At 47.2% G+C, this 24,396-nt stretch carries 25 protein-coding genes; 5 read left to right on the forward strand and 20 right to left on the reverse strand.

What is annotated here, in order from left to right:
* The first annotated feature begins 70 nt into the window (after nucleotides 1-70).
* Complete coding sequence (gene efp / locus FD974_RS06800; protein WP_215363700.1) at nucleotides 71-631, forward strand: elongation factor P; 561 nt, start codon at nucleotides 71-73, stop codon at nucleotides 629-631.
* A gap of 78 nt (nucleotides 632-709) precedes the next feature.
* Nucleotides 710-1,711 carry a GNAT family N-acetyltransferase gene (locus tag FD974_RS06805; RefSeq protein ID WP_215363703.1) on the forward strand — a complete coding sequence of 334 codons (1,002 nt, stop codon included), beginning with the start codon at nucleotides 710-712 and terminating at the stop codon, nucleotides 1,709-1,711.
* Nucleotides 1,712-1,719: 8 nt separating this feature from the next.
* Here the strand turns inward: FD974_RS06805 and nagZ are convergent, their stop codons facing one another.
* The 17 genes from nagZ to FD974_RS06890 all read right to left on the reverse strand — a co-directional run bounded on the left by nagZ (nucleotide 1,720) and on the right by FD974_RS06890 (nucleotide 17,118).
* Nucleotides 1,720-2,808 carry a beta-N-acetylhexosaminidase gene (nagZ, locus tag FD974_RS06810; RefSeq protein ID WP_215363705.1) on the reverse strand — a complete coding sequence of 363 codons (1,089 nt, stop codon included), beginning with the start codon at nucleotides 2,806-2,808 and terminating at the stop codon, nucleotides 1,720-1,722.
* 62 nt (nucleotides 2,809-2,870) lie between these two features.
* Nucleotides 2,871-3,263, reverse strand: a complete 393-nt coding sequence (acpS, locus tag FD974_RS06815) for a holo-ACP synthase (protein ID WP_215363709.1) — start codon at nucleotides 3,261-3,263, stop codon at nucleotides 2,871-2,873.
* A 16-nt stretch (nucleotides 3,264-3,279) separates the two neighbouring features.
* Nucleotides 3,280-4,035 (reverse strand): pyridoxine 5'-phosphate synthase, encoded by a 756-nt coding sequence (pdxJ, locus tag FD974_RS06820; protein WP_215363712.1) that lies wholly within the window; start codon nucleotides 4,033-4,035, stop codon nucleotides 3,280-3,282.
* Nucleotides 4,036-4,047: 12 nt separating this feature from the next.
* Nucleotides 4,048-4,782, reverse strand: a complete 735-nt coding sequence (gene recO / locus FD974_RS06825) for a DNA repair protein RecO (RefSeq protein ID WP_215363715.1) — start codon at nucleotides 4,780-4,782, stop codon at nucleotides 4,048-4,050.
* 6 nt (nucleotides 4,783-4,788) lie between these two features.
* Nucleotides 4,789-5,682 carry a GTPase Era gene (era, locus tag FD974_RS06830; RefSeq protein ID WP_251374560.1) on the reverse strand — a complete coding sequence of 298 codons (894 nt, stop codon included), beginning with the start codon at nucleotides 5,680-5,682 and terminating at the stop codon, nucleotides 4,789-4,791.
* Between the two features lie 44 nt (nucleotides 5,683-5,726).
* Complete coding sequence (gene rnc / locus FD974_RS06835; protein ID WP_215363721.1) at nucleotides 5,727-6,518, reverse strand: ribonuclease III; 792 nt, start codon at nucleotides 6,516-6,518, stop codon at nucleotides 5,727-5,729.
* 4 nt (nucleotides 6,519-6,522) lie between these two features.
* Nucleotides 6,523-7,329, reverse strand: coding sequence for a signal peptidase I (gene lepB, locus FD974_RS06840; protein WP_215363724.1), 807 nt, complete (start codon nucleotides 7,327-7,329; stop codon nucleotides 6,523-6,525).
* Nucleotides 7,329-9,134: a translation elongation factor 4 gene (lepA, locus tag FD974_RS06845; protein WP_215363727.1), complete on the reverse strand. Its 1,806-nt coding sequence runs from the start codon at nucleotides 9,132-9,134 to the stop codon at nucleotides 7,329-7,331. Before lepA ends, lepB begins: the two co-directional genes overlap by 1 nt.
* Nucleotides 9,135-9,279: 145 nt before the next feature.
* Nucleotides 9,280-10,734, reverse strand: a complete 1,455-nt coding sequence (locus FD974_RS06850; RefSeq protein WP_215363730.1) for a DegQ family serine endoprotease — start codon at nucleotides 10,732-10,734, stop codon at nucleotides 9,280-9,282.
* A gap of 63 nt (nucleotides 10,735-10,797) precedes the next feature.
* The gene (gene fabF, locus FD974_RS06855; protein ID WP_215363733.1) at nucleotides 10,798-12,045 is read right to left on the reverse strand and encodes a beta-ketoacyl-ACP synthase II; all 1,248 of its coding nucleotides are present in this window, start codon (nucleotides 12,043-12,045) and stop codon (nucleotides 10,798-10,800) included.
* Between the two features lie 27 nt (nucleotides 12,046-12,072).
* Nucleotides 12,073-12,312 carry an acyl carrier protein gene (gene acpP, locus FD974_RS06860; RefSeq protein WP_062311190.1) on the reverse strand — a complete coding sequence of 80 codons (240 nt, stop codon included), beginning with the start codon at nucleotides 12,310-12,312 and terminating at the stop codon, nucleotides 12,073-12,075.
* A 103-nt stretch (nucleotides 12,313-12,415) separates the two neighbouring features.
* Complete coding sequence (gene fabG / locus FD974_RS06865) at nucleotides 12,416-13,159, reverse strand: 3-oxoacyl-ACP reductase FabG (protein WP_215363736.1); 744 nt, start codon at nucleotides 13,157-13,159, stop codon at nucleotides 12,416-12,418.
* Between the two features lie 36 nt (nucleotides 13,160-13,195).
* A complete protein-coding gene (gene fabD / locus FD974_RS06870) occupies nucleotides 13,196-14,131 on the reverse strand; it encodes an ACP S-malonyltransferase (RefSeq protein ID WP_215363738.1) in 936 nt (311 codons plus the stop codon).
* Nucleotides 14,132-14,172: 41 nt separating this feature from the next.
* Nucleotides 14,173-15,159, reverse strand: a complete 987-nt coding sequence (locus FD974_RS06875) for a beta-ketoacyl-ACP synthase III (RefSeq protein ID WP_215363740.1) — start codon at nucleotides 15,157-15,159, stop codon at nucleotides 14,173-14,175.
* 2 nt (nucleotides 15,160-15,161) lie between these two features.
* Nucleotides 15,162-16,172 carry a phosphate acyltransferase PlsX gene (gene plsX, locus FD974_RS06880; RefSeq protein ID WP_215363742.1) on the reverse strand — a complete coding sequence of 337 codons (1,011 nt, stop codon included), beginning with the start codon at nucleotides 16,170-16,172 and terminating at the stop codon, nucleotides 15,162-15,164.
* An 82-nt stretch (nucleotides 16,173-16,254) separates the two neighbouring features.
* Nucleotides 16,255-16,434 carry a 50S ribosomal protein L32 gene (gene rpmF / locus FD974_RS06885; RefSeq protein WP_011902241.1) on the reverse strand — a complete coding sequence of 60 codons (180 nt, stop codon included), beginning with the start codon at nucleotides 16,432-16,434 and terminating at the stop codon, nucleotides 16,255-16,257.
* A gap of 102 nt (nucleotides 16,435-16,536) precedes the next feature.
* Nucleotides 16,537-17,118, reverse strand: coding sequence for a DUF177 domain-containing protein (locus FD974_RS06890; protein WP_215363744.1), 582 nt, complete (start codon nucleotides 17,116-17,118; stop codon nucleotides 16,537-16,539).
* 43 nt (nucleotides 17,119-17,161) lie between these two features.
* Between FD974_RS06890 and FD974_RS06895 the strand changes: the two genes are divergently transcribed.
* Together FD974_RS06895 and FD974_RS06900 are read left to right on the forward strand one after the other, a co-directional pair.
* A complete protein-coding gene (locus FD974_RS06895; protein ID WP_215363745.1) occupies nucleotides 17,162-17,755 on the forward strand; it encodes a Maf family nucleotide pyrophosphatase in 594 nt (197 codons plus the stop codon).
* 17 nt (nucleotides 17,756-17,772) lie between these two features.
* On the forward strand, nucleotides 17,773-18,546 hold the full coding sequence (locus tag FD974_RS06900) for an SAM-dependent methyltransferase (RefSeq protein ID WP_215363747.1): 774 nt from the start codon (nucleotides 17,773-17,775) through the stop codon (nucleotides 18,544-18,546).
* Between the two features lie 34 nt (nucleotides 18,547-18,580).
* Here FD974_RS06900 and FD974_RS06905 read toward each other — a convergent pair whose 3' ends face one another.
* Genes FD974_RS06905 through FD974_RS06915 form a run of 3 tightly spaced genes read right to left on the reverse strand, consistent with a single transcriptional unit; the run spans nucleotide 18,581 to nucleotide 21,247 of the window.
* Nucleotides 18,581-19,540: a S49 family peptidase gene (locus FD974_RS06905; protein WP_215363749.1), complete on the reverse strand. Its 960-nt coding sequence runs from the start codon at nucleotides 19,538-19,540 to the stop codon at nucleotides 18,581-18,583.
* Nucleotides 19,541-19,545: 5 nt separating this feature from the next.
* Nucleotides 19,546-20,235, reverse strand: coding sequence for an HAD-IA family hydrolase (locus FD974_RS06910; RefSeq protein ID WP_215363752.1), 690 nt, complete (start codon nucleotides 20,233-20,235; stop codon nucleotides 19,546-19,548).
* Nucleotides 20,228-21,247, reverse strand: a complete 1,020-nt coding sequence (locus FD974_RS06915) for an RluA family pseudouridine synthase (RefSeq protein ID WP_215363754.1) — start codon at nucleotides 21,245-21,247, stop codon at nucleotides 20,228-20,230. The genes FD974_RS06910 and FD974_RS06915 overlap by 8 nt, the downstream gene beginning before the upstream one ends.
* 463 nt (nucleotides 21,248-21,710) lie before the next feature.
* On the opposite strand from FD974_RS06915, the gene FD974_RS06920 reads away from it, so the two are divergent.
* Nucleotides 21,711-24,347, forward strand: a complete 2,637-nt coding sequence (locus FD974_RS06920) for an Rne/Rng family ribonuclease (RefSeq protein ID WP_215363757.1) — start codon at nucleotides 21,711-21,713, stop codon at nucleotides 24,345-24,347.
* Nucleotides 24,348-24,396: the final 49 nt, after the last annotated feature.

Genomic DNA, 24,396 nt, shown 5'->3' on the forward strand with positions numbered 1-24,396 from the left:
CCTCGGGCGGTTACAATCTTGGTTTTGATAAAAACCGCAGAAAAGCAGCTCTGCACCCAGGACTAGCAAGATGAAAACAGCACAAGAACTCCGCGTTGGTAACGTAGTAATGATTGGCACTGATGCCATGGTCGTTTTAAAGGCTGAATACAGCCGCTCAGGTCGCAACTCTTCCGTTGTGAAAATGAAATTTAAGAACTTGTTAACTGGTGCACCGAATGAGGGTGTATTTAAGGCCGACGACAAGTTTGATGTTGTAATCCTAGATAAGAAAGAGTGCACCTACTCTTACTTTGCAGACCCAATGTATGTATTCATGGATTCTGAATACAACCAATATGAAGTTGAAGCTGAATTTATGGGTGATGCATTGAATTACCTTGAAGAAAGCATGCCCTGCGAAGTAGTGTTCTATGAAGGAAAAGCACTTTCTGTAGCGATGCCCAACTCTTTAGTTCGTGAAATCATTTATACAGAACCTGCAGTGAAAGGCGATACCAGCTCAGGCAAAGTATTGAAGAATGCAAAATTGGCAACTGGCTATGAATTACAAGTGCCTTTGTTCTGCAATACTGGTGACAAGATCGAGATCGATACTCGTACCGGCGAATACCGTAGCCGCGCTAACTAAATAGCCCACTACTGATGCTCAAAAGCCCGGTTTTCCGGGCTTTTTTATTTCCCAAGTACAAGTCATAATGAACACACTATGACTAATACCAACGCCCCAGAAATCACTCGACTTCACCCCGCTGATCTTCCTCAGCTAATCGACTGTGTTCGCCGTTGTTATGGCGAAAGCTATCCAAATAAAGTGATGTATGACATCAATCAATTAGAAGAAATCATCACAAACAAGTTGATGCACTCGGTGGTAGCAAAACACGGTAACGGTCAAATCATTGGGCACTGCGCCCTTACATTTGATGGCACTCATAATGTTTCACCCGAAGCCGGGAAGATGATGGTTGACCCCAACTTTAGAGGTCAACATATCGCCGAAAACATGGCAAAAGAACGAATTGAGATTGCCCAAGAACTTTCTTTGCCGGGTTTTTGGACTGAGTGCGTAACCAACCACCCATACAGCCAACATGAAATGATTACCTTTAACGCCAAAGAAACAGGTTTATTTATTGGTGATACTCCAGCCACGATATCAATGAAGGGTCTTGAAAATCATCCAGATACTCGCATGTCATTGCTGGCGTTTTATTTGCAGTTAAATGATCGTCCACATACCATTTTTATGCCAGCTCAACATGCTGAGCATGCAAAATCATTGGTGAAAGATTTAAATATTCAACGCAACATCGTAAGTTCGAATATAGCTGCTAGCGGAACAACGACTTTTCATACCGTTATCAATTCCAGCATTCAAACGGCCAATATTGCAATCGATCGCATTGGCAGCGATTTAGTTACTGCAGTCAAACATGAACTCACCAAATTAGAAGCGCTCAATCTGGCATCTATTTATTTAGATATACCAATTGAACAAGAAGCAGCGGGCCATGCTTATCTTGATCTAGAGAGCATTGGGTTTTTCTGGGGGTCCTGGATGCCGAATTTTTCAACCAAAGGTGACATGCTAAGACTGCAAAAAATATATCAGCCGGTTGACGTGGAGACTATTGTTTGCGCTAGAGAGCAAGGTTACAGCATTAAAAAATTTGTTCTTTCCGAGTGGGAAAGAGTTACAAAAAAATAAACAGCACTCTATGCAATGAGATTTAATTGCTTTAGTAAACCCTTGGCATGGCAGTACTCAGGTTCTTCTTGTAGCTGCCCCCAAGAGAGCGCAGTGGATTCTGGCATGAGACGATTTAGTCGTTGTGCAGATTCAGAACGCTTCGCTTTAGAGACTTTGAGTTGAGAGAGTAACTGATCAGCTAAATCAGGACGATTACATATAAGCACCGCATCGCAACCAGCATCTAGAGCAAGCTCCGCACCTTTTACTACTGAACCGGCGACACTCGCGCCCTCCATCGAAAGATCATCACTGAAGATGACCCCTTCAAAACCAAGCTCTTCGCGCAAAATGGAATGCAACCAAATGTTAGAGAAGCCTGCAGGGTTTTGATCTACCTTGGGATAAATCACATGGGCTGGCATCACTGATGCTAGGCTGAGATCTAACCACTCATAAGGCTTAGCATCATCATTGAGAATTTGATCTAAGGAACGCTCATCTACCGGGATGGCTACATGTGAATCCGCTTCGGCCCAGCCATGACCAGGGAAATGTTTACCGCAGTTCGCCATATCTGCTAAACGCAAGCCTTCATTAAGACTTTTCGCCAGAGCAAAAGTAATTTGCGGATCACGACTAAAGGAGCGATCACCAATCACCCCGCTACGCCCAAAATCTAAATCCAGTACTGGGGTAAAACTAAAGTCGACACCACAGGCACGTAACTCTGCTGCCAGAACATAGCCACAGGCAGTTGCTGCTGCCATGGCTTGGGCAGCCGATTCAGCAGCATATTTTGTTTTACCAGTTGATTTATTTTTAACACCCCAAAGCTCGCCAAGCTTACGCATAGCAGGTAAATGGGTAAAGCCATCCGTCCTACAGCGCTGAACGCGTCCACCTTCATGATCAATCGAGATCAATACATCGGGACGCAGTTTTTTGATCTCTGCAGTCAGTTTAGAAAGCTGTTTACGATTAGAAAAATTTCTGCCAAATAAAATCACACCGCCAGTTAGTGGATGCAAGATCCGACGACGATCATCGGCATTTAACTCTAAACCCACAACATCTAAAGTAATTGGGCCTGGGTTCATCGTCGCTTTACTCATGTATTCCTCGGTAGATAGGTGGTGTAGTTCTTTGCTTACTTATTTACATTCACTTCGTTCATTTATCTTTGCGTGACAATCACATGGGCAATTGCCATATCTTGCTCATCACTGACTGTGACATGGGCTTCCCAGTTTTTGTCTTGCATAAACTGGGCTAGTGCTCCTAAATAAGAAGTGACTGGTTTACCACTAGGCTCATTTAAGGTTTGTAGTGATCGCCAGGTCATCGGCATTCTCATGCCCAGACCAATCGCTTTGGAGAAAGCCTCTTTGGCAGCAAAACGCGTTGCCAGAAAAGCAATCCCCCGCTTGTGATTTCTACCTAAGCGATGTTTGAAAACCAACATCTCATCTGGCCCGAGAATTTTTTCAGCAAGACGACCATTCGTGCGATCGTACGCAGCTTGAAGTCGCTCAATCTGCAAGATATCTGTGCCAATTCCAATGATCATGTTTATATTTCTGGGTTTAATCTGGTTTGGAAGTACTTGCTCTTCCCTTGGCCATTAAGGTTTTCATATCGATAATGGCTTTTTGCCAACCTTTAAATAAGGCTTCGGCAACAATCGCATGACCAATATTGAGTTCAGAGAGCTCAGCAATAGCAGCAACTGGCATCACATTGCCCTCGTGCAGGCCATGCCCAGCATTCACACGCAGGCCAATACTCTTTCCAAACTGCGCAGCCTTACGAATACGCTCAAGCTCTTGAGCTTGCTGCTCGCCTGAGAGGTCTGCATAACGTCCTGTATGCAACTCTACGACGGCCGCGCCAACCTCTTTAGCCGCCTGAATTTGTTTTTCTTCTGGGTCAATAAATAATGACACTCGAATACCGGCATTCTTTAGTTGGGTAGTTGCTGCCTTCACAGCCTCATAGTGCCCCAACACATCCAAACCTCCCTCAGTGGTAACCTCTTCCCGTTTTTCTGGGACAAGGCATACATCATGAGGTTGCACTCTACAGGCAATATTAATCATCTCTGGAGTAACAGCGCACTCTAGATTCATCCGCGTCTGAATGAGAGGTCGCAATGCCAATAAATCTGCGTCTTTAATATGGCGGCGGTCTTCACGTAAATGCAAAGTAATGAGATCAGCACCGGCTTCCTCAGCCAGATGTGCGGCCTTAAGGGGGTCAGGGTAGACAGTCCCACGCGCATTGCGCAATGTAGCTACGTGATCGATATTGATGCCAAGCTCAAGCTTTGGTTGGGTATTCATGTGTCTAGGTTACTAGATTTTTTTCAGATCAATCAAAATCTGACGGGTTGTCAAGATTTGATCTTGCAGATGCAAGCCAAGCAAGAAACGCATCAATTGCTTGCTCTCTGAGAGAGTCTCTGGGCTAGAAAAGTCCCCAGCTGCAATTGCTAATAATGATCTACCGCTCAATACCGGCCAATGGCCTGGATCATCACCTTGGGCAGGCCTCACACCTCGCTCCGGTTGATATACATATTGCTCATCAGAATTGGGGGCTTGGTTTGTTTCTACACAACGATCTAGTGCTGCTGCATAACCCGTCTCTTGTAGCAGGGTTAACTCAAAAGGACGCAAAATCTCTTCCAAACCTTTGGACTCAAACTCCAGATTAGATAGAGCCGAGATGGTATTGGTGTAATAGTCATAGAGTTTTTCATATTCATCTTCGCGAGCCAAAAACTTCACTAGCAACTCATTGAGATAAAAGCCGCACAAGAGTGCATCACCCACGAGGGATGGGGTACCACCAACCCACTCTGACTTGGTTAAAGTGCGTAATTCTGACTTACCACTCCAAGAAACTAAGAGTGGTTGAAAACGTTGCAAAACTGGTCGTAATGTTGAATGTGGGCGCTTTGCACCCTTAGCGATCAAGGCCATACGGCCATACTGCCGCGTAAATACATCCAGAATTAAGCTAGTTTCCTTGTAGGGAATGCTGTGCAATACAAAAGCAGGTTCGTCAGCAACACGAATCGAGGCCATGAATAATTACTCTAGCCCTTGCGCCCGTAGCTCAGCACGATCATCAGCCCAACCGCGTTTTACCTTGACCCATGTCTCTAAGAAGACTTTGCCATCAAAGAGCTTTTCCATATCAATACGTGCATCGGTAGAGATCTTTTTCAGACGCTCGCCTTTTTGACCAATAATCATCGCCTTATGGCTATCACGATCAACTAATATCGTTGCCGCAATCCGACGCATCGTGCCATCCATCTTGAACTGATCAATCACAACTGTGCTGGTGTACGGGAGCTCTTCACCAGTAAAGCGGAATACTTTCTCACGCAGGATTTCAGCGGCCAAGAAACGCTCACTGCGGTCCGTAATGGTTTCACCATCGTACACTGCTGGCGCTTCAGGTAAATAACCCTCAAGCACATCTAATAAGCGCTCAATATCGCCAGGACTTTTTGCGCTCATGGGCACAATTTCAGCGAACTCACATTGTTGATCCTCGTGGCCACCGAGCTCACTCCAAGGCTGACTCATCTCTTTCATGAAGTTGAGTAAGGCCTGATCACGCTCAGATGGTGTCTGAAAACGACTATTAAATAAGTCCAATTTGTTTAAAACCAGCACCACTGGCAAATCCGTAGGCAGCAAGCGCAAGACCTTCTTATCGTCTTCACCAAAATAGCCCGCCTCCACTACAAAGCAAGCCACATTGACGTCTTGCAAGGCAGTGGTCACCGTGCGGTTCAAGGCTTTGTTGAGGGTATTCATCAAGCGTGTTTGAAAACCAGGCGTATCAATAAAGATAAACTGGGCCTCTTCACGGTTCTGAATCCCCAAAATACGATGGCGCGTGGTTTGCGCCTTACGCGAAGTAATACTAATTTTTTGACCAACCAAGGCATTTAACAAGGTTGACTTGCCCATATTGGGACGCCCGACAATGGCGATAGTGCCGCATCTAAACACGATTAGCCCTTCAGCTTAAGATTTAACTGTTCTTCGGTTGCTACTTTATTTGCAGCCTTCTTTTTGGCTGACCGAGTTTTCTTAGGTTTACCCATTTCTTGAGGCAAGGCTTTTAATGCCCCAACCAAAGCCAATTTAGCAGCAGCTTGCTCGGCTGCTCGGCGTGAAGCACCTTCACCCTTTACAGACACCTTCAAACTCGGTATGAGGCATTCCACCTCAAATTGTTGATTATGAGCTGCACCGCTAGTGCCAATCACGTTATAAGTCGGCAAAGCTAACTGATAACCCTGCAGACACTCCTGCAACAAGGTCTTATCGTCTTTACCAAGCGTCTTTGGATCTACGTTGGCCAAAATAATCGAATAGAGTTTTCGTAAGCAGGTCTTGGCAGCATCAAAACCGCCATCCAAGAAAATCGCTCCAGTCACAGCCTCTAGAGTATCAGCCAAGATTGATGGTCTACGAAATCCACCACTCTTCAGCTCACCCTCACCTAGACGCAAATAGTCAGAAAGTGAGAGGGTTTGGGCAATTTCATATAAAGCCTGTTGCTTCACCAAATTAGCGCGCACGCGTGAAAGGTCGCCTTCATCTAAATCTGCATAACGCTCGTATAGCATTTCTGCGACAACGCAATTGAGAATCGAGTCACCTAAAAACTCAAGACGCTCATTGTTCTTTTTGCTATGACTGCGATGCGTTAATGCCTGATGAAGCAACTCTGGCTTTTTAAAGGTATAAGCCAGTCGCGCTTGAAGCGGGGCTGTTTCAATAACGGCGCGAGCGTTCATTGTCTTACTCAAAGCCACCAATGCGGCCAAGGTTGCCTAAATTTAGCCAGACAAAAAATGCTCTACCCACAATATTCTTGTCCGGCACAAAACCCCAGTAACGAGAATCCGCACTGTTATCTCGGTTATCACCCATCGCAAAATAATGTCCAGGTGGAACAGTACAAATCAGCCCAGCATTTTGGTATTGGCAGTTCTCAAAGCCCGGGAAACGCTCCGTTGGAAAGCTAGCTGATGGTCGATCAGGATCATTGAGGATGTCATGTTTATTGCCGCCAAGATCGGCAGGAAAGGATTCTGTATAACGCTTGGCATAGCGCATATTTTCTGGATCAAGATAGGGTTCGCCGCCGCTGTACTGTAATGGCTGACCGTTAACAGTGAGGCGCTTGCCCTGATACTCAACGGTATCACCTGGTAAGGCAACGATCCGCTTAATGTAATCAATCGACTCATCCCGTGGGTAGCGGAACACTACTACATCACCGCGTTTAGGGGTCCCAAGGTCAATCACTTTTTTATTGATGACCGGTAAACGAATACCGTAGGTAAATTTATTGACCAAAATAAAATCACCAATCTGCAGCGTGGGAATCATCGAGCCTGAAGGAATCTTAAAGGGCTCAGCAATGAATGAACGCAATACAAACACTGCGCAAATAACCGGGAAAAATCCTGCTGTGTACTCCAACCAGAGGGGCATACGTTCAATGCCATCGGCACGGCGCTGTGGCGCAAAGTAAAAGCGATCAGCTAGCCAAGCAATGCCAGAAACCACGACCAAGATAAATAGAATGAGTGCGAAGTTCATTAATCGTCTACCTGCAAAATGGCCAAGAAAGCCTCTTGTGGAATTTCCACATTACCCACTTGCTTCATGCGCTTCTTACCTTCTTTTTGCTTCTCTAATAACTTACGCTTACGTGAGATATCGCCGCCATAACATTTAGCCAATACGTTTTTACGCAATGCCTTGACGTTCTCACGCGCAACAATATTGCTACCAATCGCTGCCTGAATCGCCACATCAAACATTTGACGCGGAATGATGCCGCGCATTTTGGCAACCACTTCACGACCACGATGCTGGCTATTACTGCGGTGAACAATCACTGATAAGGCGTCGACCCGCTCACCATTAATCAGAATATCAACTTTGACCACATCTGCTGGACGATATTCTTTGAACTCATAATCCATAGACGCGTAGCCACGCGAGATGGATTTCATCTTGTCAAAGAAATCCAATACGATTTCAGCCATGGGCAATTCGTATGTGAGTTTGACCTGGCGTCCAAGATAATTCATATCCATCTGAATACCGCGCTTGCCAACGCACAAAGTAATAATGGAGCCAACATACTCTTGTGGCATGTATAAATTCACGGTCACGATAGGCTCAAGAATTGTATTAATCTTGCTCGCCTCTGGCATCTTCGATGGGTTATCCACCAAAATCACTGAGCCATCAGATTGCTCCACTTGATAGACCACCGTTGGCGCAGTGGTAATGAGGTTCATGCCATATTGACGCTCTAAACGCTCCTGCACAATTTCCATGTGCAACAGACCTAAGAAGCCGCAGCGGAAACCAAAACCCAGCGCTTGCGATACCTCAGGCTCATACAAGAGTGACGCATCATTTAATTGCAACTTCTCCAAAGATTCGCGCAATTGATCATACTCACTAGACTCCACTGGATAGAGTCCTGCAAATACTTGTGGCTTCACTTCTTTAAATCCCGGCAGTGGTTCTGAGGCAGGCACCTTACCCTGCTGACCTGGAGAGTGCGTCACCGTATCACCCACCTTTGCCGCTTTTAATTCTTTAATACCAGCAATCACAAAGCCTACTTGGCCAGCAGATAACTCTGGGCGATCGACAGACTTAGGGCTAAATACGCCTACGTGCTCAACCAAATGGCTAGAACCATTGGCCATTAAGGTGATTTTTTCTTTGGGCTTCAAAGTGCCATTGACAACACGCACCAACATCACCACACCAACGTAGTTGTCAAACCATGAATCAATAATCAGCGCTTGCAAAGGATCAGCGGCATTACCTTTTGGTGGAGGTACGCGAGCGATCATTTCTTCGATCACATCCTCAACGCCCATACCTGTTTTAGCTGAGCAAGTTACTGCCTCTGATGCATCAATACCAATGACATCTTCGATTTCTTTTTTAGCACGCTCTGGGTCTGCCTGAGGCAAATCAATCTTATTGAGAACTGGAACAACCTCAACACCTAACTCCAGCGCCATGTAGCAGTTGGCAACGGTTTGTGCTTCAACGCCTTGACTGGCATCAACTACTAACAATGCGCCTTCACATGCCGATAAGGAGCGACTGACTTCATAAGAGAAGTCAACGTGACCAGGTGTATCAATTAAATTGAGGTTATACGTTTTGCCATCTCTGGACTTATAGGTCAACGCAGCAGTTTGCGCTTTGATGGTGATGCCACGCTCGCGCTCAATATCCATTGAGTCTAAAACTTGGGCTTCCATTTCCCGATCGGAAAGGCCGCCGCATAACTGAATAATGCGATCAGCTAGCGTTGATTTGCCGTGATCGATATGGGCGATGATAGAAAAATTGCGGATTAAATCCATAGCGTCTTATTTGATCTTTAAAAAACGCCTTGTCAGAACGCACCACGATGATGCGCTGCAAAAAGTCGTCTTGAAAGAGATTGTAATGGGTGGCGCCAAAATAGCGCCAAACCCATTTTTTCCGCTTAAAAAGCAGGGTTTTAGCTTATTTCGGTCTCACCGGGATGATCATAGTGCTGTCAGCACGGCGGACAAAAACAGGAACCGCTTTGTTGGCGTCTAGACTCTTAGCCACGGCCTCAAACTGCTTAATTCCCGTGATATCCGTGTCTGCAATACGCACAATGACATCCCCAGGGCGAACCCCTGCACGGGCGAGAGGACCCTCACCTAAACCAGTGACCTCAACCCCACCTCGGATATTTAAATCCCGCTTTTTAGCCTCTGTAAGCTCTGAGACGATTACTCCCATGGTACTAGCACTCTTACCATTCGCTCCTGAGCTCTCTGGCTTCTTAGCTGCAGCCTGACTAGCGTCGGTATCTGCCACCGTCACTGTTAGATCCTTAGTAGTTCCTTTACGCCATACTTGTACGGTGGCACTCGTTCCAGGCTTAGTCTCACCAACGACCCTGGGTAAATCAGTTGATTTAGCAATATCTCGACCATTAAAGCTCAAGATGACGTCACCCGATTCAATACCCCCCGCAGCCGCAGGACCACCAGGCTCGACATTGCGGACATAGGCTCCGCGAGGTTTGCCTAGACCCAAACTCTCAGCAACCTCTTTTGTCATTTCTCCTAGGGCTACACCAATACGACCACGGGTCATCTTGCCATTGGTACGCAACTGGTCTGCAACCCGCATCGCCTCATCAATCGGAATGGCAAAAGAAATGCCCATATAACCACCAGAGCGGCTAAAGATTTGCGAGTTAATCCCAATCACTTGACCAGCTGTATTGAGCAAAGGGCCACCAGAATTACCGGGATTGACCGCTACGTCCGTCTGGATAAAGGGTAAATAATCCCCAGTATCTCGACTCTTAGCAGACACAATGCCGGCAGTAACGGTATTTTCAAGGCCGAATGGAGAGCCTATGGCTACGACCCATTCACCTACACGCACTTTGGAAGAATCTCCCAAAGGTAGGCGAGGTAAATCACGAGCATCGATTTTCACAACCGCTACATCGGTACGCTTATCCATACCCAATAACTTGGCCTTAAATTCACGCTTGTCAGTCAAAGTGACATAGATTGTTGTGGCACCTTCTACAACATGGGCATTTGTCAGAATTAAGCCATTGGATTCAATAATGAATCCCGAGCCCACACCCCGGTCAGCCTCTTGCGGCTTGCCGGAATTGGGTTGTCCTTGCTTGGGGGGATTGCCATTAGGCATCCCTGGCATTGGCACTCCAAAAAAGCGCCTGAAGAACTCTGCCTGATCGTCAGGCATCCCAGGGAATCCTCCCTGAGCTTGCTGCGCCATCACTTTTTCAGTAGTCCGAATATTGACCACCGCAGGACTAGCACGCTCAACCAAATCTGCAAAATCAGGCAGCAAAACCCGCGGATTTTGCGCAAATGCTGTTGGAGTGAATGCAATTTGCCCAAGACTCAGAATAGCCAGGAGCGCAATAAAGTACTTTTTCATGATGCTTTAGACCTACTTGGTAAATACCAGTGAATGAGATTAAGAAGTTACTTAATCTGAATATTAGGTCAATTTGCCAAAAATCAAGGTACCGTTAGTACCCCCAAAGCCAAAGTTGTTTTTGACAGCATGCTCAATCTTCACATCACGAGCCGTATTGGCACAGTAATCCAAGTCACACTCAGGGTCTTGATTGAAGATATTAATCGTTGGCGGAGACTTTTGATTGTGTAAAGCCAAAATAGTAAAGACAGATTCCAAGCCGCCAGCACCACCCAAGAGGTGGCCAGTCATGGACTTAGTGGAGTTAATCAAAGTCTTCTTGGCATGCTCACCAAGAGCTGCTTTAATGGCGCCGGTTTCATTCTTATCACCCAAAGGCGTTGAGGTTCCGTGCGCATTGATGTATTGAATTTGATCAGGATTTAAGCCGGCATCACGCATGGCATTGACCATGCAACGACGTGGGCCATCCATATTGGGAGCAGTCATGTGATACGCATCACCACTCATACCGAAGCCGAGCAGCTCGCAATAAATTTTTGCACCGCGTGCTTTAGCGTGTTCATACTCTTCGAGAACAATGACACCTGCACCCTCACCCAGAACAAAACCATCACGGTCTACATCCCAAGGGCGTGAAGCAGTTGCAGGATCATCATTACGGGTTGAAAGCGCGCGAGCAGATGCAAAGCCGCCAACGCCTAATGCAGAAATCGTAGATTCTGCACCGCCAGCCACCATCACATCGGCATCACCATATTGAATTAAGCGTGCTGCCAATCCAATGCTATGCAAACCAGTTGTACAAGCCGTCACTGCTGCAACATTTGGCCCTTTCAGACCAAACAAAATACTGAGGTGACCAGAAATCATATTAATGATCGAGCCTGGTACAAAGAATGGAGAAATGCGACGAGGACCCCGAGCCAACAGCTCAGCGCCAGTCTCTTCAATCATTGGTAAACCACCAATGCCTGAGCCCACCATCACGCCAATGCGTTCTGCGTTCTCTTCTGTTACTTGCAGTCCGCTATCGCGAATGGCTTGCGTGCCAGCGGCAATACCGTAATGGATAAAGGTATCCATATGGCGCGCCTCTTTGGCAGACACATATTCTTCAACATTGAAATCTTTCACCTCACCAGCGAAATGCACGCTCAGTGGTGTATGGTCAAACTTCGTGATGGTAGCGATGCCTGATTTGCCCGCGAGCAAATTAGACCAAGCTACATCAACAGAATTACCAACAGGTGAAATAAGGCCCAGGCCGGTAACAACTACCCGGCGACGGCCATTTGATGCTGACACAGTAATAGCTAGATATTAGCTAGGGAATTAACCCTGAGCTTTAGATTTAGCGAAATCGATAGCGAGCTGAACGGTAGTGATTTTTTCAGCTTCCTCATCAGGAATTTCGATGCCGAATTCATCTTCCAAAGCCATTACCAACTCAACAGTGTCAAGAGAGTCTGCGCCCAAGTCATTCACAAAAGAAGATTCATTTTTGATCTCTGCTTCTGCGACGCCCAATTGCTCAGCGACGATCTTCTTAACGCGTTGTTCGATGTTATCCATTAAGTCCCCCAAGGGTTGTAAAAAAACGATGAAAAGAATTTTATCAGCTTGGCGGACTGAATTAGCAAATCCACCAAAAAATGACCAAATTCCTGCTATAAATTTAAGCTAAATAGAGGCCGCCATTGACATGTAGGGTGTTACCCGTAATGTATCCTGCTGCTGGAGAGGCTAAAAATGCTACAGCCTGGGCTACATCCTCAGGGCTACCCAATCTAGCCAAGGGAATATTCACTTTGAGGGCATTTTGCTGTTCTTCACTCAAAGCGCGGGTCATATCTGTGTCAATAAACCCAGGTGCCACACAATTAACAGTGATGTTGCGGCTACCGATTTCGCGCGCTAAAGCGCGAGTCATCCCTGAAACTCCTGCTTTTGCTGCAGCGTAATTGGCCTGTCCAGGATTGCCCATATGACCAACAATCGAGGTGATATTAATAATGCGGCCAGCACGCGCTTTCATCATCGGACGCATGACCGCTTGAGATAAGCGAAAGACTGAACTTAAATTAGTATCAATCACGTCACTCCACTCTTCAGACTTCATTCGCATCGCCAAGTTATCGCGCGTGATACCCGCGTTGTTTACCAAGATATTGATTCCGCCATACTCTTTAACGATGAGATCAATGATTTCCTCGCAAGCATTTGGTGCAGTGACATTTAATACCTTACCTGCACCCCCTGAGGCTTTTAAACGCTCATCGATAGCTTTGGCACCACTGTCTGAAGTAGCCGTACCAATCACTTTAGCGCCGCACTTCACCAACTCATCCGCGATAGCCTGACCAATACCGCGCGATGCACCAGTGACCAATGCAATTTGTCCGCTTAGATCGAGATTCATATTTGTCTTTCGTTATTTCTCAATAATTGTGAATATTTACTTTACTGCAGCAAGTGCCTCGTTCAGACTGGTTTCATCAAAAATAGGCAGTCCAATAACCTTTTCATTAATGCGTTTGGTGAGGCCAGCCAAGACTTTTCCGGGGCCACACTCAATAACCTCGGTGATGCCCTGCGCAGCCATCATATTGATGGTTTCCTGCCAGCGCACTGGCTTAGCAGCTTGACGTACCAAAGCGTCTTTAATGGCAGCAGGATCATTCAATATCTCTACATCCACGTTATTAATTACAGGAACCGTGGGTGCTTTGAATTCAATATTGGCTAAATAGGCTTTTAACTTCTCTGATGCAGGCTGCAGCAAAGAAGAATGGAATGGTGCAGATACTGGCAAAGGCAGTGCCCGTTTCGCGCCAGCCGCTTTTAGTAATTCACATGCCTTGGTAACAGCATCGCTGCCGCCAGCGATCACTACTTGTCCAGGTGCATTAAAGTTCACTGCCTCCACAACACCGCCGCAAGCCGTAGCAGCCTCTGCACATACGGTCTTCACGATGGCATCCTCAAGCCCCAAAATAGCGGCCATACCGCCTGTACCAACTGGTACTGCAGTTTGCATCGCTTCCGCGCGAAAGCGTACTAGCGGAACCGCATCTTTAAAAGAAAGTACTCCTGCAGCAACTAAAGCAGAGTACTCACCAAGACTATGACCCGCCATGACTTTAGGAATAGCGCCGCCAGCCGCCAACCAAGCGCGATAAAAAGCAATTGCAGCAGTCAGCATCACTGGCTGAGTATTCGTTGTTAAAGCAAGGGCTTCTGCAGGGCCATGGGCAATCAGCGTTGCAACGTCCTCGCCTAATGCTTCTGAAGCTTCTTGCAAGGTCTCGCGCACTTCAGGGCGATCCGCAATAGTGTTGAGCATCCCAACAGATTGGGAACCTTGACCAGGAAATACGAAGGCAAATGTCATAAAAATATTCGCTGAGTTAATGTTGTTGAAATACTGTTTACTTAGTACTTGATCGCTACAGCGCCCCAAGCAAATCCTCCGCCCACACCCTCCAAGAGAAGATGTTGACCACGTTGAATTTGACCAGAACGAACACCAGCATCCAAAGCTAATGGAATCGAAGCAGCTGAAGTATTGCCATGTTCATGAACCGTGACGATGACCTTATCCATAGACATACCCATCTTGCGTGCAGTACTTTCCATGATGCGGATATTCGCTTGATGTGGTACCAACCAATCAATATGTTCAGGCTTGAGATTGGCCTTTTCTAAAGCTTCATGAGCCACTTGCTCAAGCACTTTTACTGCTAATTTGAATACCGCTTGACCATCCATTGTCATAAATGGCGAGCCATGCACTTGGCCATTACCAGCGCGCCCTGGAACACAAAGAATATCCCGCTGACTGCCATCCGCATGCAAGGCGGTCGATAAAATACCGGGCTCGCTAGATGCTTCTAGTACAACTGCGCCTGCGCCATCCCCAAACAATACTGAGGTCGTGCGATCCTCGAAGTTTAAGATCCGAGAGAAAGTTTCGGCACCTAGAACCAATACTTTTTTATAGGTCCCAGAGCGGATAAAAGCATCTGCAATCGCAAGTGCGTAAGTGAAACCTGCACAAACTGCCTGCACATCAAATGCAGCGCAATTGGTATGTGCGCCCAACTTATCTTGTACAACACACGCAGTGCTTGGAAAGCCACCCAAATGATCAGGAGTGGATGTAGCCAAAATAATCAGGTCAAGATCTTCTGAAGTACAAGCAGCGCTCTCCAATGCAGCCTCTGCGGCCTTGACTGCTAAATCACTAGTCAATTGATTGTCTGCAGCAAAGTGACGGGCAGAAATACCGCTGCGAGTCACAATCCACTCATCACTAGTCTCAAGACCAATCTTTGCTAAACGCTCGACAAGATCTTGATTGGTTAAACGCAACTCAGGAAGGTAACTTCCCGTACCGGCTACCCGTGAATACGTTGTCATTATTATTTTGTCTCCACCACAAATGCCTGAGCGATACGCTCTACCATGCGATTCTTAGAAGCCTCATAGGCGCGATCTAAGGCAAAACCAAAAGCGAAACGATCGGCTGAGCCATGACTCTTAATCACACAACCACGTAAACCCAACAGTACTGCGCCGTTGTAACGACGATGATCTACTCGCTTACGAACACGCAATAAAGGCACCATCGCACAAACTGCCATGAGCTTCGTTAACCAAGAACGATTAAATTCTTCGCGAATCAAGCCACTCATCATCTTTGCCAAGCCCTCGCTTGCCTTTAAGACAACATTACCTACAAAACCATCACACACCACGATATCCGTAGTGCCCTTAAAGATGTCATTACCTTCTACGTTGCCATAAAAGTTGAGATTGCTTTGTCGAAGTAACTCACTCGTTTGCTTGACCACCTCATTACCCTTAATGACCTCTTCACCGATGTTCAAAAGACCAATAGAAGGGGTCTTTGTGCCGTCGACTACTTGCACCATGACGTTCGCCATTTGGGCAAACTGAACCAAGTGCATTGGCTCACAATCTGCATTCGCACCCAGATCTAACATCGTGGTACCGCGCCCTTTTTCATTGGGGATGGCAGTAGCAATCGCAGGACGATCAACACCCTCTAGAGTCTTGAGAACATAACGTGAAATCGCCATCAAGGCGCCAGTGTTGCCAGAAGAAATAATGGCATCAGCCTTACCCTCTTTGACTTGCTCGATAGCTAGGCGCATAGAGGAATCTTTTTTACGACGCAGCGCAACCTCAATGGGGTCATCCATCAAGACCACTTCACTAGCAGGAATAATTTGAATGCGCTCTACAGGCGCTTTTGGAAACTTACCCAAAGCTTGCTTGAGCAATTCCGGATCGCCGACTAAGGCAATCTTCACATCAGCGTGTTTTTCAAGAAAATCACAGCAGGCGGGAACGGTGACAACTACTCCGTGATCCCCACCCATGGCATCGATCGCAAGAGTGACGCTCATAAAGTCATGAATTGCTGCAAGTGGATTTTTTAAGAAAAAAGCGGCTTTGAATGGAGCCGCTTCGATCTTTTAGACTAAAAGATTAGTCGTTTTTAGTTTTAACAACTTTACGGCCACGATAGTAGCCGTTTGGTGAAATGTGGTGGCGCAAATGAGCCTCACCAGTTGTGGCTTCAACAGCCGTAGCAGGTGCGGTCAAAAAGTCGTGCGCACGGTGCATGCCACGTTTGGAAGGTGATTTTTTATTCTGTTGGACGGCCATATTGAACTCCTAAGCAAGGCGACATTCTAGCATGGAAAAGACGCTAAATGCTTGATTTATTGTTCATGTAGCCGGCAAATAGAGTAGGCAACTGAACCGCCCTCATGAACTTTTCTTCATATTTTTCAATATGTTAAAGGGATTTTCAGGCTTTTCTAGCGCGTCAGCACCTGTTTTGGCATCCCCAAAGGATGAGGCATGAGCCTGGCAAGCACCCTCTGGATGCTTCGGAATTAAGGGCAAAGACAGCAAAATTTCATCCTCAATTAAGCTTAAGAGGTCAAAGTGCTGGCTAGCAACGATGGGCTCTAGCTCATCATCCTCAATCGGATAGGCATCAGCTAAAGCTTCCGTGGCCACCATGACAAATTGACGCTCTTCAGATAAATCGACTGGGCAGTCCTGCAAACAACGCTGGCAAATCATATGGAGACGACCTTTTAGACCCAATTGAAGGATCTGATGCGGTTCAGAACCCGGGGAATCCACAAAATACGTCTTTGCATTCCACTCAAAGCCATCCCCAGCCTCCACTTTGGAGGCCTCCTGCGCCAATCGAGGTAAATCCGGAATCTTCAAAAATCCCCCACCCAAATAAGACTGGGGAGCGCAAAAATCTACCCTGCGCAATGCGCTCAGATCAGCAGATAGTTCAACTTGAGGTAAAACTTGATTACGATTCATGACATCAGTCTAAATGAAGGCAACAGCGAAAGCGCAATAAGTGATGGGTAATTCTGCAAAAAAACTAATTCTGGCATCAACATCCATCTACCGTAAAGCGCTATTGGAGCGCCTGCGCATTCCTTTTGAGATCGTATCGCCCAAGGTAGATGAAACTCCTTTACCTGGAGAAAGTACGCTCACCTTAGCGTTGCGTCTTGCTAAAGCCAAAGCGGCAGCGGTGGCTCAAGATCATCCAGACGCTTGGGTCATTGGCTCAGATCAAGTCGCCGACTTTCTGGGCACCGCAATCGGCAAGCCTGGTAATTTTGAGCGTGCCTTAGCGCAACTCCAACTAATGCGGGGTGCTACTGTGACTTTTCATACTACGCTATGCCTGATGCGTGGTGATGCAGAAACAACTGTCAATATTCCTACGCAAGTGACCTTTCGCAAACTATCAGATGATGTTCTGGAGGCATACCTTCACGCCGAAGAACCCTATGACTGCGCTGGCAGCGCCAAGTCTGAAGGCTTGGGAATCTCACTCTTAGAATCCATTCAGAGCGATGATCCCACTGCATTAATTGGCCTGCCATTGATAGCGCTGAGCGGACTCTTGCGTGATGCGGGTTTTGTTATTCCAGCAAAGAAATAAAAAACGAAACTAAATAAATGAGCTCAACCTTAGGCACCCTCTTCTTAATTCCCAATACCTTAGGTGATGATGCTCGTGATGAGCAATTGCCTTGGGTATTACCTAATGAAACAATTGCACAAACATCTAGGCTGACTCATTGGATTGTTGAGGATGCCAAGACAGCAAGAGCCTTTCTAAAAGCAGTAGATAGCGTTTCCCCCTTGGCCTGCACTATTCAAGAAATGCAGATGAGTGAGTGGCGGGGTGTGGCACGCAACGCTAAATATGGTGACGCGGTCAAACCAATCGATTTACTCAAACCCTTAATGGCTGGCAATGACATGGGTCTGATGTCAGAGGCCGGTGTTCCAGGGGTTGCCGATCCAGGCGCTGAACTCGTGCTGGCAGCGCATAAGCTAGGTGCAAAAGTAAAGCCTTTGGTTGGCCCAAGCTCGATTTTATTGGGCCTTATGGCAAGCGGTTTAAATGGTCAACGCTTTGCTTTTCAAGGCTATATTCCACACGATACACAAGACCGCATCGCAAAACTCAAACAATTGGAAAGTGAATCTAGAAAACTTCAGCAGACCCAAATTTGGATTGAGACACCCTATCGTAATTTGGCAATGCTGATGGCCTGCTTCAATACCTTGTCACCACACTCTATGTTGTGTGTTGGTATGGACCTCAGTCTTAAATCCGAGATGATTACAACGCTTTCGATTGCGGACTGGCGCAAGCGCTATCCGAATGAAGCGGGCTGCGCCCCATTACAAAATAGGCCAGCGATATTTCTATTGCTGGCCTAACTGCTTGCTGAGCTAGCTTTTTATCTATATTTTTTTACTTGAGATCGGGTGTCTTAATTAAAGCCTTACCAGCTGCAGCACCAACCTCAGCACCAAAACGCTTGGCAACCCGTTCGGCGAAATTTTCTTTCATGGTGTAGTCCAAGATATCAGGAGCTTTAAAGATATCGCGCGCTACGGTTTCCACTGTCCCATAACCATCAGCTAAACCAATTTTGACGGCTTGCTCTCCATTCCAAACACGTCCTGAGAACATCTCCGGTGTTTCTTTCAAACGATCGCCGCGCCCTGCTTTCACTACATCAATAAATTGCTGATGAATTTCATCGATCATGGTTTTCAGCATTTCTACCTGCTGTGGATTTTCTTTGGAAAAAGGATCTAGCATCCCTTTATTGGATCCAGCCGTAATCATGCGACGAGTTACACCCAACTTCTCCATCAATCCAGTGAAACCAAAGCCTTCCATGATGACGCCAATGGATCCAACGAGGCTCGCCTTATCCACCAAAATCTGATCGCCAGCCACTGCAACATAGTAGCCGCCAGATGCGCAAATATCTTCAACCACTACGTGTAGCGGCTTGTTTGGATAAAGCTTGCGTAAACGTGCAATCTCATCATTGATCATGCCGGCTTGTACTGGTGAACCACCAGGGCTATTAATACGCAGCACCACGCCAACACTATGTTCATTCTCAAATGCAGCTGTCAAGGAAGAATTGATATCGAGTGCATTTGCCATCGAACTAGATGAAATCTCACCCTCAAGAGAAACGAGTGCGGTGTGTTTCTCTGTACCCATACGACCACCAGGCACTTCAAAATCAAAGATTGCGAGGATCACACCTACAAATACAATCAATGTCAGAACTCGAAAAACCGCCTTCCAACGACGCGCCTTTCGAGTCTCTTTTAAATTCTCTAGCAATAAATGCTCAAGCGCCTGACGCTCCCAGTTTTGGTTAGCATTCTCAGATTGATTTTGATCCATGTCTTTTATTCCTTAGTGACAGTGAGATTATCTTTAAGCCATTGCGCAAGTTGAGCAACATCGTCAACGTGGGCCAGTGATGGCGCTTCTTTTAAGGTGCTAGGAGGATGCGCTCCGTAGGTCACAGCGACAGCATCTACTCCAGCATTCGCGGCCATATCTAAATCATGGGTGGTATCACCAATCATCAGCATGCGACGTGTGGGCACTTGCATCACATCCGATAACTCTAAGAGCATTCCCGGGTGAGGCTTCGAGAAAGATTCGTCTGCAGTACGAGTCTCATGAAACAGGTGTCCAATTTGATGATGCTGCAAAGAGCGATCCAAACCCACGCGAGACTTGCCGGTAGCAACGCCTAATAAATAGCCATCTTCACGCAAACCGTCCAATAATTCACGTATGCCGGGAAACAAATGTAGCTCGTGGTCTTTGGCCAAATAGTGATACCGAAAACGTTCGGTTAATTTAGGGAAGTGCATTGGCTCAATCCAAGGCACTGCTCTTCGTAATGAATCTTGAATACCCAAGCCGATTACTGAACTGGCTAAGGAATCATCGGGTTCTTTAAAACCCAAATCGCGACAAGCTTGCTGAATGCACTGCACGATGGTTGGCGTGGAATCCATAATCGTTCCATCCCAATCCCACACAATGCAGTCATAACGACGATCTGGCTTTGACTCTTCAATCATTGCTAGCTGCCTCAAAGGTTTTCATCATGGCAGTAAATTCTGCTGGCAGTGGGGATTCAATACGCATCTTCTCGCCGGTGCGTGGGTGGGTAAAGCCGGCCAAGTGAGCGTGAAGGTACAGGCGCTTTGACTTGATTGCCTTATCTTGATCTTCAAAGCCATATTTATCATCACCCAAAATAGCATGGCCCAGTTTTTGTAGGTGTACCCGAATTTGATGGGTGCGACCCGTCTTCAGCTGAGCTTCTGCCATGGTAATGGTGGCATCTTCCCGCTTCATTACTTTAGTGACTCGCAAGGCGGTGTGACTTGGCAAGCCATCTGGATCAACCCGCACGCGGCGCTCTCCATTGGCCAATAAGTATTTGTGCAGTGGGTACTTCAGCTGCATTACACCTGGACCTTGCGCAATCTCACCGTGGGCTAGCAAGTAATAGCGCTTATCTGTCTGCCCCTCTCGAATTTGACGATGTAGCTCCACCAAAGCACTTCTCTTTTTTGCCAAAAGTAGAACACCCGAGGTGTCGCGGTCCAGTCGATGAACCAATTCCAAGAATTTCAGCTCCGGACGCGTAATCCGTAAAGTTTCAATGACTCCAAGGGCAATACCAGAGCCGCCATGAACAGCCAAGCCGGCGGGCTTATTCACAATCAGCAAGGCTTCATCTTCAAACAAAATCGGCATTTTGTCGGAATACCCTTGAGCTCGGGACTTAGTTTGGGCAGTATTGACGGCTGCCATTTGGGCTGGCTCGGCAATTCTGACGGGCGGCACTCTAACAATGTCACCCTCAACTAGACGGGTAGTTGGCTCAGCACGCTTCTTGTTTACCCGAACTTCTCCAGAGCGAATAATGCGATAAACGTGGCTTTTGGGAACCCCTTTAGCCCAACGCAGCAGGTAATTGTCCAAGCGCTGACCCGCCTCCTCAGGACCGATGGTCTGAAGATGTACTGCAGCTGCAGTAGCTGTTTTTGCTGCCAATGGCTTGGAAATGGGTTCGGATTTCATGATTTATCTCTCTTGTCACCTCGACAGTGGTCGACAAGGGACTCAACAATACCCCATTGTCGTTCAACTTGTGCCGTATAATCAACGCTCTAGCCAATTTATTGGCCAGATCCCAACCTGAAGTCAGGTTTGAATCGTGGAGCTTGGAGTCGCCCTTAATAGACTCCCGGGGTTGCCCCTCCCCCGTTGTAATGAGGCGCAGGGTTAGTGTGCCGTATGCCGCGACCCGCGATTAGAAGACAGTTTTCAGGCGCGCGCCTGCATTGATGACCTAAAGGAGGTCTCTGCGGCGATCGTCAAGTGTGGCACCGGTTTAACAACCATTGAATTCGGTGTACTAGGTAAAAGATGCCTGGATTTGCTTGATCCACACTCCAAAACCGCCAATGGGCTATGCCCCAAGCGGTGCTTAATCTGTCCCTAACGCAGCGCGCAACGACTCACTCCCCAATAGGAGAGTGTTATGAAACGCATGTTATTTAATGCAACTCAACAAGAAGAGTTGCGAGTTGCCATCGTCGATGGTCAAAAACTCATCGATATCGATATCGAAGCTGCCGGTCGCGAACAACGCAAAGGCAATATCTACAAAGGTGTTATTACCCGCATTGAGCCTTCGCTCGAAGCTTGCTTTGTAAATTACGGCGAGGAGCGTCATGGCTTTTTGCCATTTAAAGAGGTTGCAAGAACCTACTTTAAGGAAGGTATTGATGTTCGCAATGCCTCCATTAAAGATGCCTTACGTGAAGGCCAAGAAATCATTGTTCAGGTAGAAAAAGAAGAGCGTGGCCAAAAAGGCGCCGCCCTCACCTCTTTTATCTCCTTAGCTGGTCGTTATTTGGTCTTAATGCCAAATAATCCTCGTGGTGGTGGCGTTTCTCGCCGCATTGAGGGTGAAGACCGTCAAGAACTGCGTGAGGCAATGTCTCAATTACAAGTACCAGACGGCATGAGCATCATTGCCCGTACCGCTGGTATTGGCCGCGATGCTACTGAATTGCAGTGGGACTTAAGTTACCTCATGCAGTTATGGGGTGCCATTGATGAAGCCGCTAAAAGCAATTCTGCCCCCCTACTGATTTATCTTGAATCTAGCTTAGTCATTCGGGCAATCCGCGATTACTTCCAGCCAGATATTGGCGAGATTTTGATCGACACCGATGACATCTATGAGCAAGCTGCGGCATTTATGTCTGTTGTCATGCCAGATAATTTACCGAGAGTAAAACGCTATCAGGATGACGTGCCGCTATTCTCACGTTTTCAAATTGAGCATCAAATTGAAACTGCCTACTCACGTACTGTGCCATTACCATCCGGCGGCGCAATCGTGATTGACCATACCGAAGCTTTGGTGTCTGTAGATGTCAACTCTGCACGCGCTACCCGTGGCTCTGATATTGAAGAGACTGCTACACGTACCAATTTAGAAGCTGCCGATGAAATCGCTCGCCAAGCACGTTTACGTGACTTAGGTGGTTTGATTGTGATCGACTTCATTGACATGGAATCGAGTAAGGCACAAAAGGATGTTGAGAATCGCTTACGTGATGCGCTGCGTCATGATCGTGCCCGCGTTCAAATGGGCAAGATCTCCAAGTTTGGCCTCATGGAAATGTCACGCCAGCGTTTACGCCCTGCCCTCTCAGAAGGCAGCCATGTAACCTGCCCACGTTGTAACGGTACTGGCCACATTCGTGACACCGAGTCCTCTGCATTACAAGTCTTGCGCATCATCCAAGAAGAGGCGATGAAAGAAAACACAGCCGCTATTCATACACAAGTACCAGTTGAAGTGGCTGCCTTCTTGTTGAATGAAAAGCGTCCTGAAGTGATCAAGATTGAGACTCGCTTCAAAGTCAATGTCTTAATGATCCCGAATAAGCATTTAGAAACGCCACACTACAAGTTAGAGCGCTTACGTCACGATGATCCGCGCTTAGATGACCAAAAAGCCAGTTATGTCATGGCCCAAGAAGCTGCCAGCGAACTCGAAACCGATACTGCTGTTAGCCGCAAAGATGCAGATGTGAAAGTCCGTCCTGAAGCTGCTGTGAAGGGGATCACTCCTAATGCACCAGCCCCAGTAAGCCAGCCACGTCCTGCACGTGCTGAAAAATCGCAAGTCGAAGCTACTAGTACCGGTGGAATTTTTGGATTTATCAAGCGACTGTTCTCTTCCTCACCAGCACCAGAAGCAAAACCAGCCCCAAGTGCACCGCGTGGACGCAATCAAAATAATCGCAATGGCGATCGCAATCGCAATCGCGGTCGTCGTGGTGATCGCAATGATCGTGGCGAACGTTCTGCAGAAGGCTCACCATCCAATGCTGAAGGTGCTGCTCCACGTGAAGCCAATGGTGGTCGCCCTCGTCAAGAGGGTCGTAACCGCAACGGCAATCGCAATCAAAATAATCCAAAACCAGAGAATCCAGCTGCAGTAACTCCAGCAACTGAAGCTGCCTCTGGAGCAGAAGCTACTCCGAGCGCAGAGGGCGAAGAGCGCCGTGGACGTAGTCGTAATCGCCGTAGTCGCGGACGTGGTCAACGTGAACGTGGCGAGCGTACTGAAAATACTGGTGAAGCCGGTGTTGCATCAGGCGCGCAAGCTCCAACTGCTTTCTCAGGCCCACCAGTAGGAATGGCCGGCGCATCTGCATCGATGCCAATTCAGAACATTGTCAAGAGCTTTAATGCAGTTGCTAGCGCTCCGAAGGAACGTGCACCACGTACGCCAAGAGAGCCACGTGCACCACGCACAGAGAATCGGCCTAACGCTAACCATGCTCAGACACCAAGCACTCAGACAGTCAGCGCTGTAGCAGTTGCTGTCAGTAGCATTGAGGTGATTACCAAACCGATGCCGGCTCTCCCAAAAGTATCATTTCAGGCATTAGAAGAAACTCCGCTCCATAGCGTTGTTCAATCTGCTGGCATGATTTGGGTTGCAACGGATGCGGGCAAACATGCTCAAGCGCAATCGCAGATTCAAGCTGAGCCTGAAACCCTCCATTTAGGCAGAACGCCTAAAGCGCCAGTTAGTCTCTCAGAAGGCCCTATGATTCTGGTGGAAACTGGCGGCCAAGAAAAAGCGGTTTAAAACATTTTCTCCAGACTGTCATTTATCCCACAAGGATATTTGGCAGTTT

It is taken from the genome of Polynucleobacter sp. es-EL-1 (genome assembly GCF_018687975.1).
In the GTDB taxonomy this organism is placed as follows: domain Bacteria; phylum Pseudomonadota; class Gammaproteobacteria; order Burkholderiales; family Burkholderiaceae; genus Polynucleobacter.

Excerpts from the sequence above, each read along its gene's own strand:
- efp (WP_215363700.1), top strand. The coding sequence starts at position 71 with ATGAAAACAGCACAAGAACTCCGCGTTGGTAACGTAGTAATGATTGGC.
- FD974_RS06805 (WP_215363703.1), top strand. The coding sequence starts at position 710 with ATGACTAATACCAACGCCCCAGAAATCACTCGACTTCACCCCGCTGAT.
- nagZ (WP_215363705.1), bottom strand. The coding sequence starts at position 2,808 with ATGAGTAAAGCGACGATGAACCCAGGCCCAATTACTTTAGATGTTGTG.
- acpS (WP_215363709.1), bottom strand. The coding sequence starts at position 3,263 with ATGATCATTGGAATTGGCACAGATATCTTGCAGATTGAGCGACTTCAA.
- pdxJ (WP_215363712.1), bottom strand. The coding sequence starts at position 4,035 with ATGAATACCCAACCAAAGCTTGAGCTTGGCATCAATATCGATCACGTA.
- recO (WP_215363715.1), bottom strand. The coding sequence starts at position 4,782 with ATGGCCTCGATTCGTGTTGCTGACGAACCTGCTTTTGTATTGCACAGC.
- era (WP_251374560.1), bottom strand. The coding sequence starts at position 5,682 with ATGGGCAAGTCAACCTTGTTAAATGCCTTGGTTGGTCAAAAAATTAGT.
- rnc (WP_215363721.1), bottom strand. The coding sequence starts at position 6,518 with ATGAACGCTCGCGCCGTTATTGAAACAGCCCCGCTTCAAGCGCGACTG.
- lepB (WP_215363724.1), bottom strand. The coding sequence starts at position 7,329 with ATGAACTTCGCACTCATTCTATTTATCTTGGTCGTGGTTTCTGGCATT.
- lepA (WP_215363727.1), bottom strand. The coding sequence starts at position 9,134 with ATGGATTTAATCCGCAATTTTTCTATCATCGCCCATATCGATCACGGC.
- FD974_RS06850 (WP_215363730.1), bottom strand. The coding sequence starts at position 10,734 with ATGAAAAAGTACTTTATTGCGCTCCTGGCTATTCTGAGTCTTGGGCAA.
- acpP (WP_062311190.1), bottom strand. The coding sequence starts at position 12,312 with ATGGATAACATCGAACAACGCGTTAAGAAGATCGTCGCTGAGCAATTG.
- fabG (WP_215363736.1), bottom strand. The coding sequence starts at position 13,159 with ATGAATCTCGATCTAAGCGGACAAATTGCATTGGTCACTGGTGCATCG.
- fabD (WP_215363738.1), bottom strand. The coding sequence starts at position 14,131 with ATGACATTTGCCTTCGTATTTCCTGGTCAAGGTTCCCAATCTGTTGGG.
- FD974_RS06875 (WP_215363740.1), bottom strand. The coding sequence starts at position 15,159 with ATGACAACGTATTCACGGGTAGCCGGTACGGGAAGTTACCTTCCTGAG.
- plsX (WP_215363742.1), bottom strand. The coding sequence starts at position 16,172 with ATGAGCGTCACTCTTGCGATCGATGCCATGGGTGGGGATCACGGAGTA.
- rpmF (WP_011902241.1), bottom strand. The coding sequence starts at position 16,434 with ATGGCCGTCCAACAGAATAAAAAATCACCTTCCAAACGTGGCATGCAC.
- FD974_RS06890 (WP_215363744.1), bottom strand. The coding sequence starts at position 17,118 with ATGAATCGTAATCAAGTTTTACCTCAAGTTGAACTATCTGCTGATCTG.
- FD974_RS06895 (WP_215363745.1), top strand. The coding sequence starts at position 17,162 with ATGGGTAATTCTGCAAAAAAACTAATTCTGGCATCAACATCCATCTAC.
- FD974_RS06900 (WP_215363747.1), top strand. The coding sequence starts at position 17,773 with ATGAGCTCAACCTTAGGCACCCTCTTCTTAATTCCCAATACCTTAGGT.
- FD974_RS06905 (WP_215363749.1), bottom strand. The coding sequence starts at position 19,540 with ATGGATCAAAATCAATCTGAGAATGCTAACCAAAACTGGGAGCGTCAG.
- FD974_RS06910 (WP_215363752.1), bottom strand. The coding sequence starts at position 20,235 with ATGATTGAAGAGTCAAAGCCAGATCGTCGTTATGACTGCATTGTGTGG.
- FD974_RS06915 (WP_215363754.1), bottom strand. The coding sequence starts at position 21,247 with ATGAAATCCGAACCCATTTCCAAGCCATTGGCAGCAAAAACAGCTACT.
- FD974_RS06920 (WP_215363757.1), top strand. The coding sequence starts at position 21,711 with ATGAAACGCATGTTATTTAATGCAACTCAACAAGAAGAGTTGCGAGTT.